Origin of the sequence: Pseudomonas azerbaijanoccidentalis, assembly GCF_019145495.1 — a bacterium.
Lineage (GTDB): Bacteria > Pseudomonadota > Gammaproteobacteria > Pseudomonadales > Pseudomonadaceae > Aquipseudomonas > Aquipseudomonas azerbaijanoccidentalis.
On the sequence record NZ_JAHSTU010000003.1, the window covers coordinates 220,762 to 236,838 of the forward strand.

Here is a 16,077-nt window from a genome sequence, read left to right on the forward strand (position 1 = left end):
CTGCGGCAGCTCCTTCAGGAGTGCACCTTTTCATGTAGGAGCTGCCGCAGGCTGCGATCTTTTGCTCAAAAAAAAGCCCCGCATTCGCGAGGCTTCTTCATGTCGATCCGGATCAGCTGCCTTTGACAGCCTTGCCGTTGACGGTACCGTCCAGGAGCATGATGTTGTACTCCTTACCGTCGGTTTCGACCTGTTGCAGGCGGACCAGCAGGTAGTCCCAATCCTTGGCGAACCACAGCACGGTGATGCGCTTGCTTTGTGTTGGGTCGCGAACGCGCTCGACCTTGATCGCATCGATCTGGCCTGCCTTGGTGTCGACTTTTTCCGAACCGAGCACGCGGAAGTCATAAGTATCGACTTCGCCATCATCGACAACCTGATAGCTCATGCTCTTTTTACCGGCAGCCACGTCATGTTGCAGCGCCAGCTGATAGGTGGATTTGTCGAGCATGCCGCGGTTCAGCGGGATATTGACCGCATCGCCACGATCGGTGCCGGTGACTTTCTTGGCGGCCCAGTCGAAGTCCAGGTCGGCTTTCTTGGCTTTGCCCAGGCCACCGCGTTCGAAGTGATAGGACTGTGGCAGCAGGGTGTCCTTGTCGACGGTCAGGGTGCTTTCTTCGGACAGGCTGGCGATCATCATCGACGCCTTGAAGTTGAGCTTCCAGACGCCGTTGGCTTCCTTGGTCAGGCTGCGTTCAGCGGTGCCGCTCATGGGCAACTGCTTCCAGTCGGCGGTGTAGCTGGCGGAGAAGGGTTGAAGGTCTGCGGCCTGCGCGAATGGCAAGGCGAGCAGAGCGCAAGCGAAGAGCAGGGCGCGACGCATAAAATCTCCTAGGTTCGAATCAAGTGGCCGCTGGCCGCGAGTAACTGTCCATCCAGTAAAGCACCTTGGTCACCGAGTGATAACCGGCCTTCGGCAAACCAGCGTACGGCCATCGGGTAGATCAGGTGTTCCTGAGCATGAACTCGCTGCGCCAGACTTTGCGGCGAGTCATGCAACTCTACCGGTATTACTGCCTGTACGACCAGTGGTCCGCCATCGAGTTCCTCGGTGACGAAGTGCACGGAGCAGCCGTGTTCGGTATCGCCGGCTTCCAGCGCACGCTGATGAGTGTGTAACCCTTTGTATTTGGGCAGCAGCGAGGGATGGATGTTGAGCAGGCGACCCTGATAGTGACGCACGAAATCAGCGCTGAGAATGCGCATGAAACCGGCCAGTACCACGAGTTTGGGGTTGAAGGCGTCGATCAGTTCGATCAGCGCGGCATCGAAGGCTTCACGACCCTCGAAAGCCTTGTGATCCAGCGAGCGGGTGGCGATACCCGCATCACTGGCGCGTTGCAGGCCGTAGGCGTCGGCACGGTTGGAAATCACCGCAGCGATGCGGACCGGGCTGTCGCCGGTCCGCGTGCTGTCGATCAAGGCCTGCAAGTTACTGCCGGTGCCGGACAACAGCACCACCACATCACAGGTCTGGGACATCAATGAGCCTTGAGGTTCTTCAGTTCGACCTGAGCCGCGCCTTCTGCAGCGGTGGAGATCTGACCGATGACCCAAGGCTGCTCGCCGGCTTCACGCAGGACGTTCAGGGCGGTTTCAACGTGCTCTTGAGCCACGCAGATGACCATGCCCACGCCGCAGTTCAGCACGCGGTGCATTTCGTTTTCGTCGACGTTGCCTTTCTCTTGCAGCCAGTCGAACACCGCCGGGCGGGTCCAGCTTGCCACGTCAACCACCGCTTGTGCGCCTTTTGGCAGAACGCGCGGGATGTTGTCCAGCAGGCCGCCACCAGTGATGTGAGCCATGGCTTTGACGGCGCCGGTTTCTTTGATCAGCTTGAGCAGCGGCTTCACGTAGATACGGGTCGGGGCCATCAGCAGGTCGGTCAGCGGCTTGCCGTCGAGCTGGGTGTTTTCGATGTCGGCACCGGACACTTCGATGATCTTGCGGATCAGCGAGTAGCCGTTGGAGTGCGGACCGGAGGACGGCAAGGCGAGCAGGGCGTCGCCGGCAGCCACTTTGGAACCGTCGATGATTTCGGATTTTTCTACCACGCCGACGCAGAAACCGGCCAGGTCGTAGTCTTCGCCTTCGTACATGCCAGGCATTTCAGCGGTTTCGCCGCCGACCAGGGAGCAGCCGGACAGTTCGCAGCCGGCACCGATGCCGGTCACGACCTGAGCGGCGGTGTCGACGTTCAGTTTGCCGGTGGCATAGTAGTCGAGGAAGAACAGCGGCTCGGCGCCGCAGACGACCAGGTCGTTGACGCACATGGCAACCAGGTCGATGCCGATGCTGTCGTGCTTGTTCAGGTTCAGGGCCAGGCGCAGCTTGGTGCCGACGCCGTCAGTACCGGAAACCAGCACAGGCTGCTTGTAGCCGGCCGGGATTTCGCAGAGGGCGCCGAAACCGCCCAGGCCGCCCATGACTTCCGGGCGCGCAGTGCGCTTGGCGACGCTCTTGATGCGTTCGACCAATGCTTCACCGGCGTCGATGTCTACACCGGCGTCCTTGTAGCTCAGGGAGGGTTGCTTGCTCATGATCCAGGCCTTTAGGGGGGATTCAGGGGTAACGACCGAGTCCAGCGGGGCCGCCGAAATCGACGAGGGCGATTGCCTCACGCGAATTTCGAAAGTGCCCGGCTGTTGCCGGTCTGCGAAGGCGCGCGATTTTATCAGGCTTGAAGGGCAGCGGCCATCCTCACGCCGACGGCAGGGGCATATCCACCTAAAAAAACTTAATTCTTTCTGGTTGATGGCATCCTGCTGACCTGTGCAAGGTATCGCCATTAACCGTCTATCGTTATGACAGTGCGAAAACTTACCCAGGGCGTGTGAATGTTTTGCGCCGGGCGATGGTCACAGCCTAGCTCGATCGTCTTCATGCGGTCTGTTCCAGCCGCTCTTGTCGTCAGGAATCTTCCATGCGTTTTTGTAAATTCTTGTTTGTGGGCTGTTTGTCGTTGATCAGTCTGGTCAGTCATGCCGAAACCGTCAAAGGTCTCTATCAAGTGCGCGAGCCGGTCAGCGGCCAGGCGCCGGAAGAGCGCGATCAGGCGATCCTGCGCGCACTGGACACCCTGGTGTTGCGCCTGACCGGCGATCCGAAGGCGGCGCAGAGTCCAGGGCTGGCGGCGATTCGCAAAGAGCCGCAGCAAATCATCAGCCAGTTCGGTTACGACGCCGGGCCGCCGGAAGTGCTGAAGGTCGATTTCGATCCGGCCACCACCGAGCAGGTGTTGCGCCGTGCCGGGCTGGCCATGTGGGGCGCCAATCGGCCATCGATCCTTGGCTGGTGGCTGAACGATTCCACGGAGGGTTCGAGCCTGGTCGGCGACGGCCAGGCCAGCGCCGCACCGTTGCGTCGGGCGGCGCAGCATCGTGGTTTGCCGCTGCGCTTGCCGCTTGCTGATTTGAACGAGCAGATCGTCGCCACTGCACCGAATCTGGAAGGTGCTGATGCGGCACCGCTGCGCAGCGCCTCGGAACGTTACAATGCCGACGCCTTGCTGGCGGTGCATGCCACTGAAGAGGCTGGGCAGTGGCAGGCCAAGTGGCGTTTGTGGTTGGGCGATCAAAAAGAGGCGGGCAGCGTCCAGGGGGCTGATCAGGCTGCCTTGGCCGATGCGGTGATGCTGGCGGTCAACGAGCGGTTGGCGCCACGCTATGTCGCCAAGCCTGGGGCTTCAACCCCGCAACTGCTGGAAGTGCAGGGCATGAACCTTGAGCGTTACGCGGCACTGGGGCGTTTGCTGGAGCCTTTTAACGGGCGCCCGCAAAGTGTCGACGGCGACCGGATTCTCTATCGGGTCAATGGCAGCACCGATCAATTGCGCGCGCAATTGTCACTGGCGAAATTGCAGGAGGTGACGGAGGCGCCGGTAGCAGCCGTTCCTGCAACCCCGGTTCAACCTGCGGCGGAGGGTGCGCCCCCTGCGGTTGCACCAGCCCCGGCACCGACACCGCAATTGCGTTTCCGCTGGTAGATTTTCTTTCTTTATATAGAAGCAATGGAGTGGTTCATGGCCGATACGCGGCGTTGGTTTTGGTTGGGTGCAGTGGTCCTGCTCTGCGCGTTTATCTGGCTGTTACATCCGATTCTCACGCCTTTCCTGGTGGCGTTACTGTTGGCGTACCTCTTCGATCCGGTGGTGGACCGGCTGGAAAGGGCCGGACTGTCGCGGACCTGGGGCGTAATCACGGTGTTCGCGCTGTTCACGTTGATTGTTACTGCGTTGATGCTGGTGTTGGTGCCGATGCTCGCCAAGCAGCTGTTCCGCTTGTATGAGTTGGCGCCTCAGATGCTTGATTGGTTGCAGCACACCGCGCTGCCGTGGGCGCAGTCAAAGTTCGGCTTGTCGGAGGGCTTCTGGAAATTCGACAAGCTCAAAGCTGCCATCAGTGAACACATGGGGCAAACCACAGATATTGTCGGGGTCGTGCTGAGCCAAGCGACGGCTTCGGGTCTGGCATTGATTGGCTGGCTGGCAAATCTGGTACTGATTCCAGTGGTGAGTTTTTACCTGCTGCGCGATTGGGACCTGATGATGGCCAAGATCCGCAGCCTGTTGCCCCGTGACCGCGAAGAGCGCGCGGTGATGTTGGCCGGTGAGTGTCATGAGGTGCTTGGGGCGTTCGTTCGCGGGCAACTGCTGGTGATGGTGGCGCTGGGCGTGATCTACGCCGCGGGCCTGATGTTGGTGGGGCTGGAGTTGGGCTTGTTGATCGGTCTGATCGCCGGTCTGGCGGCAATCGTGCCGTACATGGGCTTTGTGATTGGTATTGGCGCGGCGCTGATTGCCGGGTTGTTCCAGTTCGGTGGCGACCTGTATCCGATGGCCGGCATCGTAGCGGTGTTCATGGTCGGCCAAGCGCTGGAAGGTATGGTGCTGACGCCATTGCTGGTCGGTGATCGAATCGGCTTGCATCCGGTGGCGGTGATCTTCGCGATTCTGGCCGGGGGAGAGCTGTTCGGCTTTACCGGCGTGCTGCTGGCGCTGCCGGTGGCGGCCGTGATCATGGTGCTGGTGCGCCATGTTCATGATTTATATAAGGATTCAGATATTTACAGTGGTGCGGACGAACCTGAGCTTTAAAGGTTAATGCGGGCACCCCGGTTCGCTCCCGGGTTGACCCGCAACCTCCACGGCAATGTTGCCCGCAGCGCCAAAGAAACTGTCATAAAACCAGAGCGTCAACGCAAACCTTTGATTTTGCTTGTGGTCTGTCGCATTGTGCGGTCGGCTTCACGGGTATAAACTTCGCAAACTTTACACAGAGGCCACTAACGGTTCCTTTGGAACTGTTCAGTCAGCATGAAACCGATTCAGCTGCCCCTAGGTGTGCGTCTGCGTGACGACGCCACCTTTATCAACTACTACCCAGGCGCCAATGCCGCTGCACTCGGCTATGTCGAGCGGCTGTGCGAAGCCGACGCCGGCTGGACCGAGAGCCTGATTTATCTCTGGGGCAAGCACGGGGTAGGGCGTACGCATCTGTTGCAGGCCGCGTGCCTGCGTTTCGAGCAGATGGGGGAACCGGCGGTGTACCTACCACTAGCCGAGTTGATGGACCGCGGTATCGAAATTCTCGACAACCTCGAACAGTACGAACTGGTCTGCCTGGACGACTTGCATGCGGTGGCGGGCAAGGCGGATTGGGAAGAAGCGCTGTTTCATCTGTTCAATCGTCTGCGGGACAGCGGTCGGCGCTTGCTGATTGCGGCATCGACGTCACCGCGCGAATTGCCGGTAAAGCTGGCGGACCTCAAATCCCGCCTCACGCTGGCGCTGATCTTCCAGATGCGCCCACTCTCCGACGAAGACAAATTACGTGCCCTGCAACTGCGTGCATCCCGCCGTGGGCTGCACCTGACCGATGAAGTCGGGCATTTTATTTTGACCCGCGGCACCCGCAGCATGAGTGCTCTGTTCGACCTGCTTGAGCAGCTAGACCAAGCCTCACTTCAAGCACAGCGCAAGCTGACAATTCCTTTCCTTAAAGAGACGCTGGGTTGGTAGCTGAACCCGCGGAATTCAAGGCCTGAAGCGCTTTCTGGCATATTTCAGGCGCCAGAAAATGCGCTTTCCTGTACGGTTGCAGGCTGCGTCAACATTCAAAATAGGCTTAAGCGCTTAGATGTTAACGAGAAACCGATAAGTCACAAAAAGTTCGATTGAATTTGCAAATGAGGATGATAGCGGGCATAGTCTCGGCTTCTTTACAACTATCAGCCACGGTCGTGCCCATGCTAAATCGCTTTGCACCCCTCGTGCCTCTCGCACTCGTTACCCTGTTGTTCGGTTGCGCTGCCCACACGCCAGTGGCCCAGCAAGCGCAGCAACAGCAGGTTAAAAACTCGGCTACCGCCCAGTCTTCCGTTCGTTATCAAGACTCTCTTTACCAGGAAGAAGTGGCCACCGAAAAAGAACTGGCCAACTTCGCCGACGGCAAGTCTTACCAACTGCCGGTTCTGGCAGACAGCATTCTCGAACGCGGTATGTCGCTGATCGGTACCCGTTACCGTTTTGGCGGTACCTCTGAAGCTGGCTTCGATTGCAGCGGTTTCATCGGTTATCTGTTCCGCGAAGAAGCCGGCATGAACCTGCCGCGCTCCACCCGCGAAATGATCAACGTTGATGCGCCACTGGTGTCGCGCAGCAAGCTTGAGCCCGGCGACCTGCTATTCTTCGCCACCAATGGCCGTCGCGGTCGCGTGAGCCATGCCGGCATCTACCTCGGTGACAACCAGTTCATCCATTCCAGCAGCCGTCGCAGCGGTGGCGTGCGGATCGATAGCCTGGGCGATAGCTACTGGAGCAAGACCTTCATCGAAGCCAAGCGTGCACTCGCCATGGCACCCGGCGCTACTCCGATCGTCACCGCACGCAAGTAAGCGGACATTTTGTAAGGTGAACTTAAAGTCTTACTTGAAGTTTGCCTGATAAGCGCTAGAATTCTGATCTATCAATGATGGCAAACCGCCTGCGTACTGCGCAGGCGGTTTTCTTTTCTGCGTCCCCAGCAGAAAAAAGCCGCAGCCAGATCAGGATGCTCTGCTTATGTCGACGTCGGCCCGCCTCGCAATCTTGTTCCTCGCCGCGCTGCTCAGCGCTTGCGCCAGCCGTACGCCACCACCCGCGCCGGTGGTTCGCGCTCCCATCGTTTTTGGTCCCTCCCAAGCTTTTTCGCCTGAAGCGGAAGACGTGCTGTTTCGCGCGTTGGGTTTGGTGGGCACGCCCTATCGCTGGGGTGGCAACACACCGGATTCGGGGTTTGATTGCAGTGGCTTGATCGGTTATGTCTACCGCGATGTCACCGGCATCTCCTTGCCGCGCACCACACGCGAGATGATCACCATGCAAGCGGCCAATGTCGGCAAGGAAGGCTTGCAGACCGGTGACCTGATCTTCTTCGCTACCAATGGTGGCTCCCAGGTAAGCCACGCCGGGATCTACGTCGGCGAAGGCCGTTTCGTCCATGCACCGGCCACAGGTGGCACAGTCAAGCTGGACAGCCTGTCCAAGGCGTATTGGCAGAAAGCCTACCTGAGTGCCAAGCGCGTCCTGCAACCGGAACACTTGGCGCGCAACCCGTAAGCGCCGGAGGTTCCTGACGCCATCGTGAGCGCTCTCACGGTGGCGGGGTTATTGGGTTGCGGAGACCCGCCACACTTTGTTCCCAACGTCATCGGCCACCAGCAAATCTCCCTGCTGATCAATCACCACACCCACCGGCCGGCCCATGGCTTTTTCCTCGTCATTGAGAAAACCTGAGAGCACGTCTATCGGTTGCCCCGTTGGCTTGCCGGCGCTGAACGGTACGAAGATCACTTTGTAGCCGCTGTGCGGTTTGCGGTTCCAGGAGCCGTGTTGGCCGATAAAGGCGCCTTCCTTGAACTGCGACGGCAACTTGTTGCCTTCGGCGAACGTCAGGCCCAGCGACGCGGTGTGCGGGCCGACGGCGTAATCTGGCGCAATTGCCTTGGCCACCAGGTCGGGGTTTTGTGGTTCGACGCGCACATCGACGTGCTGGCCGTAATAGCTGAACGGCCAGCCATAAAATCCGCCGTCCTTCACGGAGGTGATGTAGTCGGGCACCAGATCGCTGCCGATTTCATCGCGCTCGTTAACCGCCGTCCATAGCGCACCGCTTTGCGGCTCCCAGGCCATGCCGTTGGGATTGCGCAGGCCGGAGGCGAAGATCCGGTGGTTGCCGGTGGCGCGATCCACTTCCCAGATCGCTGCGCGTCCTTGTTCCTGGTCCATGCCGTTTTCGCCGACATTGCTGTTGGAGCCGACGGTGACGTACAGCTTGCTGCCGTCCTGGCTGGCGATGACATTTTTGGTCCAGTGGTGATTCAAGGTGCCACCCGGCAAGTCGACCACTTTGATCGGCTGCGACTTGATCGCCGTGTCGCCGTTTTCATAGTGAAAGCGCAGCAAGCGATCCGTGTCGGCCACGTACAGATCATTGCCGACCAGGGTCATGCCGAAGGGCGAATTGAGGTTTTCCAGAAATACCGTGCGGGTCTCGGCGATGCCGTCGTGGTTGGTGTCGCGCAGCAACGTGATGCGGTTCGGGCTCGGTACGCCTGCCCCGGCGCGGCCCATGACTTTCTTGGTGATCCAGCCCTTGATGCCTTTGTTGTCATCGGGTTTGGGGGGCGCGTTGGTTTCGGCAACCAGCACGTCGCCATTGGGCAACACGTACAGCCAGCGCGGATGATCAAGGCCCTCGGCAAACGCGGCGACTCGGGTGCCACTGGCTGCCACCGGTTTCGCGCCGTCCGGCCAGCCGATGGCGGGGGCGATGTTCATCGTCGGGAACAGGGTTTTATTAGGTTCGGGCAACTTGGGGGACGGGCCGGTGCCGTCGGAAACTTGCAGGCTGGAGGTTTCACCGCAAGCGGCGAGCCCTCCGGCGAGCGCGATAACGAGAACGAGCTGAGGCTTGCGCATTGCTGATCTTCCCTATGAATGCCTTGATTTAATCATAGAGAAGCCGGAAGGCTGGATGGTTCAACCCTTCAGCCGCGAGCCTCCTTGAACAGCACGGCGATACCCGGATGATACTGGCCCGCTTCGTTGTGCAACTTGCGGTAGGCGTAAGGGAAATACCAGGCCACGGCGCAGGTGTGTTCCTTTTGCAGGTCATCGACCATGTCCTGGAGCTCTTCGGGGGTGGCACCATGCTGGGTTTTATGGGGTGCCACAAACAGGCAGCCAAGCTTCAGGTCACTGGCGTAGCTGATGCGTTTGGCGTCACCGGTGATGTCCTGCAGCGCCTGGGTCAGATTGAGGTTGTTGACGCGCGGCCAGCGCTGGCTGGCCTGAAGCCAGGCGCGGGTTTCAGTGGTGGCGATGAACAGGTCAGCGCGGGCGTTGCGCTCGCCTTCCTCAATCTGTTTGCGGGTGGGTGATTGCTGGAGGGTGATCAGCTCGGCCATCCAGGCCGCGGAGGAGAGAAGTCCAAGGTTGGCTTTTTCATCGAGCCAGTAGGGCGTTTCGTTGTCGCCGCGCACGGCGTTATAGCGATCGATACAGTCAAACCAGCGCTCCAGCACCGGCCGCAGGAATTCCAGCTTCGGGTTGCTGATGATCAAGCCTTGCATGATGCCCACCCTTGTTATTGTTTGTGTTATGGCTCTTTGATATCACTGCTGGGAGTGTGGCACAAGATTGGCGTCAGATTCTTGCTCGGCGGCAGTTATTCATCTCTGCGCCCTGTCTTCAATTGACGCTCCACCCCCAACCCTCTAACCTTCGCGGCTTGTTTCAGGTGCTCTGTGGCTTGGGTCGACAGAGTGAAACAGGGAAGTCGGTGAGCGAGCCCTTCAATGCTGAAGGCGTGCAATCCCGACGCTGCCCCCGCAACGGTAAACGAGTGAAAGACTGCGCCTTGAGCCACTGTGTCGACTGACATGGGAAGGCGCGCAGTCAGGCGCAAGCCGCTCGTGAGCCCGGAGACCGGCCTGATCCATCCAAGCGGCATCACGGTGGGCGATGCCAGGCTTCTTGCCGTCTATTCTTGTGCCTGCCCGCCGTTATTTCCTGCCTCAACGGAGAGCTCCCCCATGACTGATACCCCTGATCGTGACGAACGTCATCTGGCGCGCATGCTGCGCAAAAAAGCCGTGATCGACGAGCGTATTGCCAACTCGCCCAACGAATGTGGCCTGTTGCTGATGCTGACCGGCAACGGCAAAGGCAAGAGCAGCTCGGCGTTCGGCATGCTCGCGCGTTCCCTGGGCCACGGCATGCAGTGCGGCGTGGTGCAGTTCATCAAGGGGCGTAACAGCACAGGGGAAGAATTGTTCTTCCGACGCTTTCCCGAGCAGGTGCGTTTTCATGTGATGGGCGAGGGCTTCACCTGGGAAACCCAGGATCGTCAGCGCGATATCGCCGCTGCCGAAGCGGCTTGGGCCGTGTCGCAAGAACTGCTGCGTGACCCGTCCATTGGCCTGGTGGTACTGGACGAATTGAACATCGCCCTCAAGCACGGTTATCTCGATCTGGATCAGGTGCTCAGTGATTTGCAGGCGCGTCCGCCGATGCAGCACGTGGTGGTGACCGGTCGCGGCGCGAAGCCGGAGATGATCGAACTGGCCGACACCGTGACCGAAATGGGCATGATCAAACACGCCTTCCAGGCCGGTATCAAAGCGCAAAAAGGCGTTGAGCTGTGAGTCAGCCTCGTCATTGCCCAGCGGTCCTGATTGCCGCACCGGCCTCCGGTCAGGGCAAAACCACCGTCACCGCCGCGCTCGCCCGTTTGCATCGCAATCAGGGGCGCAAGGTGCGCGTGTTCAAATGCGGCCCGGACTTTCTCGACCCGATGATTCTCGAGCGCGCCAGTGGTGCGCCGGTTTATCAACTGGACATGTGGATGGTCGGCGAGCAGGAAAGCCGTCGCCTGTTGTGGGAAGCGGCGGGCGAAGCTGATCTGATTCTGATCGAAGGCGTGATGGGGCTCTTTGACGGCACACCGTCCAGCGCTGATCTGGCGCGGCACTTCGGTGTGCCGGTGCTTGGTGTGATCGACGGCACCGCCATGGCCCAGACTTTTGGCGCGTTGGCCTTGGGGTTGGCGCGTTATCAGCCGGACTTGCCGTTTGCCGGTGTCCTGGCCAATCGCGTTGGCACCTTGCGTCACGCGCAATTGCTTGAAGGCAGCCTGACCGAAGGTTTGCGCTGGTATGGGGCATTGTCCCGGGAAACCGGCATCGAGCTGCCGAGTCGCCACCTGGGGCTGGTGCAGGCCAGCGAGTTGAACGACCTCGATGTGCGTCTCGATGCGGCGGCCGATGCCTTGGCCAGCAGTTGCGAGGTAGCGCTGCCACCAGCAGTTGAGTTCGCTGCGCCGGACGTGATGACGGCCGAGCCGCTGTTGGTCGGCGTGCGCATTGCCGTGGCGAGGGATGAAGCATTTGCCTTCACCTATGGTGCGAGCCTCGATCTGCTGCGGGCGATGGGTGCCGAGTTACGGTTTTTCTCGCCGATCCGCGACAGCGCTTTGCCCGAGGCGGACAGCCTGTACCTGCCGGGTGGCTATCCGGAATTGCATCACGTGGCGCTGGCGCACAACACCTCGATGTTGAACGCCATCCGCGCGCACCATTCGGCGGGCAAGCCGTTGCTGGCCGAATGTGGCGGCATGCTTTATCTGCTCGATTCGTTGACTGATGTCGAAGGCACTCGGGCCGAGCTGGTCGGTTTGCTCAACGGTGACGCGGTGATGCAAAAGCGCCTCGCCGCGCTGGCCTTGCAAGCGGTCGAGCTGCCGGAAGGTTCGCTGCGTGGGCACACGTATCACCACTCGCTGACAACCACCGAACTGACGCCGATTGCCCGTGGCTTGAGCCCTAACGGCGGGCGGGGGGCGGAGGCGGTTTATCGTGAGGGGCGGATGACTGCCTCTTATGTGCACTTTTATTTTCCGTCCAATCCACAGGCGATCGCCGCGTTGTTTGCGCCGGACCTTGAGGCCGCTATCGCTGGCAAGCCAGCTCCTACAGTGAGCGGTGTGATACCTGAAGAAATGCAATCCCCTGTAGGAGCTGGCATGCCAGCGATGAGGACATGACTGACAACGCCTTCAGCGAAGCCGAACGCGAAGCGATTTATCGCGCCATCGCCGAACGTCGCGACATGCGCCACTTCAGCGGCGGCACGGTCGAGCCCGAGTTGCTTCGGCGTCTGCTTGAAGCTTCGCACCAGGCACCGAGCGTCGGCCTGATGCAGCCCTGGCGTTTCATTCGCATTAGCGATCGCCAATTACGCGGCAGGATCCAGGCGCTGGTGGAAGAAGAACGCATCCGCACCGCCGAAGCCCTCGGCGAGCGCACCGACGAATTCATGCAGCTCAAGGTCGAAGGTATCAATGATTGTGCCGAGGTGTTGGTGGCGGCGCTGATGGATGACCGCGAGCGGCATATCTTCGGTCGTCGCACCTTGCCGGAAATGGATTTGGCGTCGTTGTCCTGCGCGATCCAGAACCTCTGGCTGGCGTCCCGTGCCGAAGGATTGGGCATGGGCTGGGTGTCATTGTTCGAACCGCAAGCCCTCGCGGATTTGCTGGGCCTGCCATCCGGCGCCAAGCCTCTGGCCATTCTGTGCCTGGGACCGGTCAAGGAATTCTATCCGGCGCCGATGCTGGTGCTCGAAGGCTGGGCGCAGGCGCGTCCGCTGAGCGAATTGTTGTATGAGAATTATTGGGGAGTGAATCAATGAGTGTGGCGTTGTTGAGTGTCGCCGCGGTTGCGCTGGATGCGCTGCTGGGCGAACCCAAACGCTGGCATCCGCTGGTGGCGTTCGGCCGTTTTGCCGAGCGCATCGAACAACGTTTCAACGGTGGCGGGCGTGGCTGGCGCAGCCATGGCGTCACCGCGTGGGTCATTGCCGTTTTGCCGCTGACGTTGCTGGCCACGGCATTTTCCTGGGCGCCTTACGTGGGCTGGGTGGTCGAGATTCTTGCGCTGTATTGCGCCCTCGGTATGCGCAGCCTGGGCGAACATGTCGAGCCGGTGGCGAAAGCCCTGCGCGGCGGCGACCTTGAAGAAGCCCGTCAACGCGTGAGTTATCTGGTCAGCCGTAAAACCAGTGAACTGGATGAAACCGAAGTCGCCCGTGCCGCCACCGAGTCGGTACTGGAAAACGGCAGTGATGCGGTGTTCGCCGCCTTGTTCTGGTTTGCCGTGGCCGGTGCGCCGGGCGTGGTGCTCTACCGTCTGAGTAACACGCTGGATGCGATGTGGGGCTATCGCAACGAACGTTTCGAACGCTTTGGCTGGGCGGCGGCGAAAATCGACGACGTGCTCAATTACATTCCTGCGCGACTGGTGGCGTTGACCTACGCGCTGCTGGGCAAAACCCGCCTGGCGCTGAAATGCTGGCGCACCCAGGGCCCGACCTGGGACAGTCCGAATGCGGGTCCGGTGATGGCCGCAGGCGCCGGTGCATTGGGTGTCGAATTGGGCGGGCCGGCGATTTATCACGGCGAACTGCATGAACGTCCGCAACTGGGCGAAGGAGTGCCGGCAGATGCCGACTCCATTGATCGGGGCTGGCAATTGGTCCAGCGCGGGGTATGGTTGTGGCTGCTGATTCTCTGCGTGGGGGCTGAATTTTATGCTTGAGCACGGTGGACGCTTGCGCAAGGCCGCGCTCGAATACGGCATCGAGGAAGCCGATTGGCTGGACCTGTCCAGCGGTCTAGCGCCTTGGCCATTTCCAGTACCGGAGATCCCGATGCGCGCCTGGGCGCGGTTGCCGGAAACCGATGACGGCCTCGAGCAGGCTGCTTGCGATTATTACGGCACTTTACAGGCGCTGCCGGTGGCCGGTTCGCAAATGGCCATCCAATTGCTGCCGCGCTTGCGCCGGGCCGGCAAGGTGGGCGTGCTGTCGCCGTGTTATGCCGAACATGCCGAGGCCTGGCGTCGCAATGGGTACATCGTGCGTGAAGTGCTGGAGCAGGAAGTCGACTTTTTTGTCGACAGTCTCGACGTGCTGGTGGTGGTCAATCCGAACAACCCGACCGGCCTTAACTTGGCGCCCGCGCGGTTGCTGGACTGGCATGCGCGATTGGCGCAGCGCGGTGGCTGGCTGGTGGTGGACGAAGCGTTCATGGACAACACGCCGCACTTGAGCGTGGCGCCGTTTGCCCATCAGGTCGGCCTGATCGTGCTGCGATCGTTCGGCAAGTTTTTCGGTCTGGCCGGGGTGCGCTTGGGCTTCGTGCTGGCCGAGCGCAAATTGCTCAAGTTGCTCGCCGAGCAGGTTGGACCGTGGGCCGTCAGTGGCCCGACCCGGGTACTGGGCCAGGCGTGCCTGCGCGATACCGAAGGGCAAACGCAGCAACGAATACGCACCGATGAGGCCAGCGAGCGGCTGGCGGCGGTGCTCGAACAGTACGGCTTCAAGCCCCAGGGCGGCTGTGCTTTGTTCCAGTGGCTGATTACAGATCGTGCCGAAGAACTCCACGAATTCATGGCTCGGCGCGGCATTCTGCTGCGCTTGTTCACCCACAACAGTAGCCTGCGTTTTGGCTTGCCGGCAGACGACGCCGATTGGGCGCGTCTCGAAGCCGCACTCGATGCTTTCGCCAAGGAACACCCATGACCACGTTGATGGTGCAGGGCACCACCTCCGATGCCGGTAAAAGTACGCTGGTGACGGCGCTGTGCCGCTGGGTCACGCGTCAGGGTGTGAGCGTGGTGCCATTCAAGCCGCAGAACATGGCGCTTAACAGCGCGGTAACCGCCGACGGTGGCGAGATCGGTCGCGCACAAGCGGTGCAGGCTCAGGCCGCCTATCTCGAACCCCACACCGACATGAACCCGGTGCTGCTCAAGCCCAACAGTGACACCGGTGCTCAGGTGATCATCCACGGTCGTGCCGTCACCACGATGAACGCCGTGGCGTATCACGATTACAAAACCATCGCGATGCAGGCGGTACTGGCCTCGCACCAACGGTTGAGCGCGGCGTATCCGGTGGTGATGGTCGAGGGTGCGGGCTCGCCGGCCGAGATCAATCTGCGTGCCGGCGACATCGCCAACATGGGCTTCGCCGAAGCGGTGGATTGCCCGGTAGTGCTGATTGCCGACATCAATCGTGGTGGAGTTTTCGCGCATCTGGTGGGCACACTGGAACTGCTGTCGCCGAGCGAGCAGGCGCGGGTCAAAGGCTTCATCATCAATCGTTTTCGTGGCGACATCGCCTTGTTGCAACCCGGTCTCGACTGGTTGGAACAGCGCACCGGCAAACCGGTGATCGGCGTCCTGCCTTATGTGATGGACCTGCATCTGGAAGCCGAAGACGGAATCGACCAGCGCCAGACCACTAAGGCTGAGCAAGTCTTGAAGGTCGTGGTGCCGGTGCTGCCGCGCATCAGCAACCACACCGATTTCGATCCGCTGCGCCTGCACCCGCAAGTCGATTTGCAATTCATCGGTCCCGGTCAGGTGATTCCGCCGGCCGACCTGATCATTTTGCCCGGCTCGAAAAGTGTGCGCAGCGACCTCGCGTATCTGCGGGCCAACGGCTGGGAAACCGCGATCGCCCGACATTTGCGCTATGGCGGAAAAGTGTTGGGCATTTGCGGTGGCCTGCAAATGCTCGGCGAGCAGGTACACGACCCATTCGGCCTGGAAGGTGCGCCAGGCTCCAGCGCCGGTCTGAGCTTGCTGGCGTTTGAAACGCAGCTTGAGCAGGACAAGCAACTGCGCAATGTGCGCGGACGTCTGGCGCTGGAGAATGCTGAAGTCGTCGGCTATGAAATCCATGCGGGCGTGACCACCGGGCCGGCACTGGAAAACGCCGCGGTGCAACTCGATGACGGTCGTTGCGACGGTGCGCAGAGCCGTGATGGGCAGATTTTCGGGACCTACCTGCATGGCTTGTTCGAATCACCAGCGGCGTGCAGCGCGGTGTTGCGCTGGGCGGGTTTGCAGGCTGTGCAGGATGTGGATTACCACGGATTGCGCGAGCGCGATATCGAGCGGCTGGCGGATTTGGTGGAGAAGCATCTGGATACCGGGTTGTTGCGTGAGCTCTGTGGGATTTAAGCCGGC

General features: G+C 60.5%; 16 protein-coding genes and 1 riboswitch. Of the genes, 11 read left to right on the forward strand and 5 right to left on the reverse strand.

What is annotated here, in order from left to right; translation table 11 throughout:
- Positions 1 to 112: 112 nt before the first annotated feature.
- The 3 genes from KVG88_RS11760 to purM are packed head-to-tail and all read right to left on the reverse strand — an operon-like array spanning position 113 to position 2,543.
- Positions 113 to 826, reverse strand: coding sequence for a DUF3108 domain-containing protein (locus KVG88_RS11760; RefSeq protein ID WP_150702774.1), 714 nt, complete (start codon positions 824 to 826; stop codon positions 113 to 115).
- 8 nt (positions 827 to 834) lie between these two features.
- A complete protein-coding gene (purN, locus tag KVG88_RS11765; RefSeq protein WP_217871406.1) occupies positions 835 to 1,485 on the reverse strand; it encodes a phosphoribosylglycinamide formyltransferase in 651 nt (216 codons plus the stop codon).
- Positions 1,485 to 2,543 (reverse strand): phosphoribosylformylglycinamidine cyclo-ligase, encoded by a 1,059-nt coding sequence (gene purM / locus KVG88_RS11770; protein WP_034146362.1) that lies wholly within the window; start codon positions 2,541 to 2,543, stop codon positions 1,485 to 1,487. The genes purN and purM overlap by 1 nt, the downstream gene beginning before the upstream one ends.
- Before the next feature lie 383 nt (positions 2,544 to 2,926).
- Here purM and KVG88_RS11775 point away from each other — a divergent pair, with 383 nt between their 5' ends.
- The 5 genes from KVG88_RS11775 to KVG88_RS11795 all read left to right on the forward strand — a co-directional run bounded on the left by KVG88_RS11775 (position 2,927) and on the right by KVG88_RS11795 (position 7,600).
- Positions 2,927 to 3,988: a DUF2066 domain-containing protein gene (locus KVG88_RS11775; protein WP_150702776.1), complete on the forward strand. Its 1,062-nt coding sequence runs from the start codon at positions 2,927 to 2,929 to the stop codon at positions 3,986 to 3,988.
- Positions 3,989 to 4,024: 36 nt separating this feature from the next.
- A complete protein-coding gene (locus KVG88_RS11780; protein WP_217871407.1) occupies positions 4,025 to 5,098 on the forward strand; it encodes an AI-2E family transporter in 1,074 nt (357 codons plus the stop codon).
- Positions 5,099 to 5,317: 219 nt separating this feature from the next.
- The gene (gene hda / locus KVG88_RS11785) at positions 5,318 to 6,022 is read left to right on the forward strand and encodes a DnaA regulatory inactivator Hda (RefSeq protein WP_056852945.1); all 705 of its coding nucleotides are present in this window, start codon (positions 5,318 to 5,320) and stop codon (positions 6,020 to 6,022) included.
- Between the two features lie 227 nt (positions 6,023 to 6,249).
- Positions 6,250 to 6,897, forward strand: coding sequence for a C40 family peptidase (locus KVG88_RS11790; protein ID WP_217871408.1), 648 nt, complete (start codon positions 6,250 to 6,252; stop codon positions 6,895 to 6,897).
- 166 nt (positions 6,898 to 7,063) lie between these two features.
- The gene (locus tag KVG88_RS11795; protein ID WP_217871409.1) at positions 7,064 to 7,600 is read left to right on the forward strand and encodes a C40 family peptidase; all 537 of its coding nucleotides are present in this window, start codon (positions 7,064 to 7,066) and stop codon (positions 7,598 to 7,600) included.
- A gap of 48 nt (positions 7,601 to 7,648) precedes the next feature.
- Here KVG88_RS11795 and KVG88_RS11800 read toward each other — a convergent pair whose 3' ends face one another.
- Positions 7,649 to 8,962: a PQQ-dependent sugar dehydrogenase gene (locus KVG88_RS11800; protein ID WP_217871410.1), complete on the reverse strand. Its 1,314-nt coding sequence runs from the start codon at positions 8,960 to 8,962 to the stop codon at positions 7,649 to 7,651.
- A 68-nt stretch (positions 8,963 to 9,030) separates the two neighbouring features.
- On the reverse strand, positions 9,031 to 9,615 hold the full coding sequence (locus KVG88_RS11805) for a hypothetical protein (RefSeq protein WP_217871411.1): 585 nt from the start codon (positions 9,613 to 9,615) through the stop codon (positions 9,031 to 9,033).
- Between the two features lie 148 nt (positions 9,616 to 9,763).
- Positions 9,764 to 9,993, forward strand: a riboswitch (cobalamin riboswitch).
- 84 nt (positions 9,994 to 10,077) lie between these two features.
- Between KVG88_RS11805 and cobO the strand changes: the two genes are divergently transcribed.
- From cobO to KVG88_RS11835, 6 genes are read left to right on the forward strand one after another with little or no spacing between them, the layout of a single operon-like run.
- Positions 10,078 to 10,689, forward strand: coding sequence for a cob(I)yrinic acid a,c-diamide adenosyltransferase (gene cobO, locus KVG88_RS11810; protein WP_217871412.1), 612 nt, complete (start codon positions 10,078 to 10,080; stop codon positions 10,687 to 10,689).
- Positions 10,686 to 12,086 (forward strand): cobyrinic acid a,c-diamide synthase CobB, encoded by a 1,401-nt coding sequence (locus tag KVG88_RS11815; protein WP_217871413.1) that lies wholly within the window; start codon positions 10,686 to 10,688, stop codon positions 12,084 to 12,086. Before cobO ends, KVG88_RS11815 begins: the two co-directional genes overlap by 4 nt.
- Positions 12,083 to 12,733 (forward strand): 5,6-dimethylbenzimidazole synthase, encoded by a 651-nt coding sequence (gene bluB / locus KVG88_RS11820; protein ID WP_217871415.1) that lies wholly within the window; start codon positions 12,083 to 12,085, stop codon positions 12,731 to 12,733. Before KVG88_RS11815 ends, bluB begins: the two co-directional genes overlap by 4 nt.
- Positions 12,730 to 13,638 (forward strand): adenosylcobinamide-phosphate synthase CbiB, encoded by a 909-nt coding sequence (gene cbiB / locus KVG88_RS11825; protein ID WP_150702785.1) that lies wholly within the window; start codon positions 12,730 to 12,732, stop codon positions 13,636 to 13,638. Before bluB ends, cbiB begins: the two co-directional genes overlap by 4 nt.
- The gene (cobD, locus tag KVG88_RS11830) at positions 13,631 to 14,623 is read left to right on the forward strand and encodes a threonine-phosphate decarboxylase CobD (RefSeq protein ID WP_217871416.1); all 993 of its coding nucleotides are present in this window, start codon (positions 13,631 to 13,633) and stop codon (positions 14,621 to 14,623) included. The genes cbiB and cobD overlap by 8 nt, the downstream gene beginning before the upstream one ends.
- On the forward strand, positions 14,620 to 16,071 hold the full coding sequence (locus tag KVG88_RS11835) for a cobyric acid synthase (RefSeq protein ID WP_217871419.1): 1,452 nt from the start codon (positions 14,620 to 14,622) through the stop codon (positions 16,069 to 16,071). The genes cobD and KVG88_RS11835 overlap by 4 nt, the downstream gene beginning before the upstream one ends.
- The last annotated feature ends 6 nt before the right edge of the window (positions 16,072 to 16,077 follow it).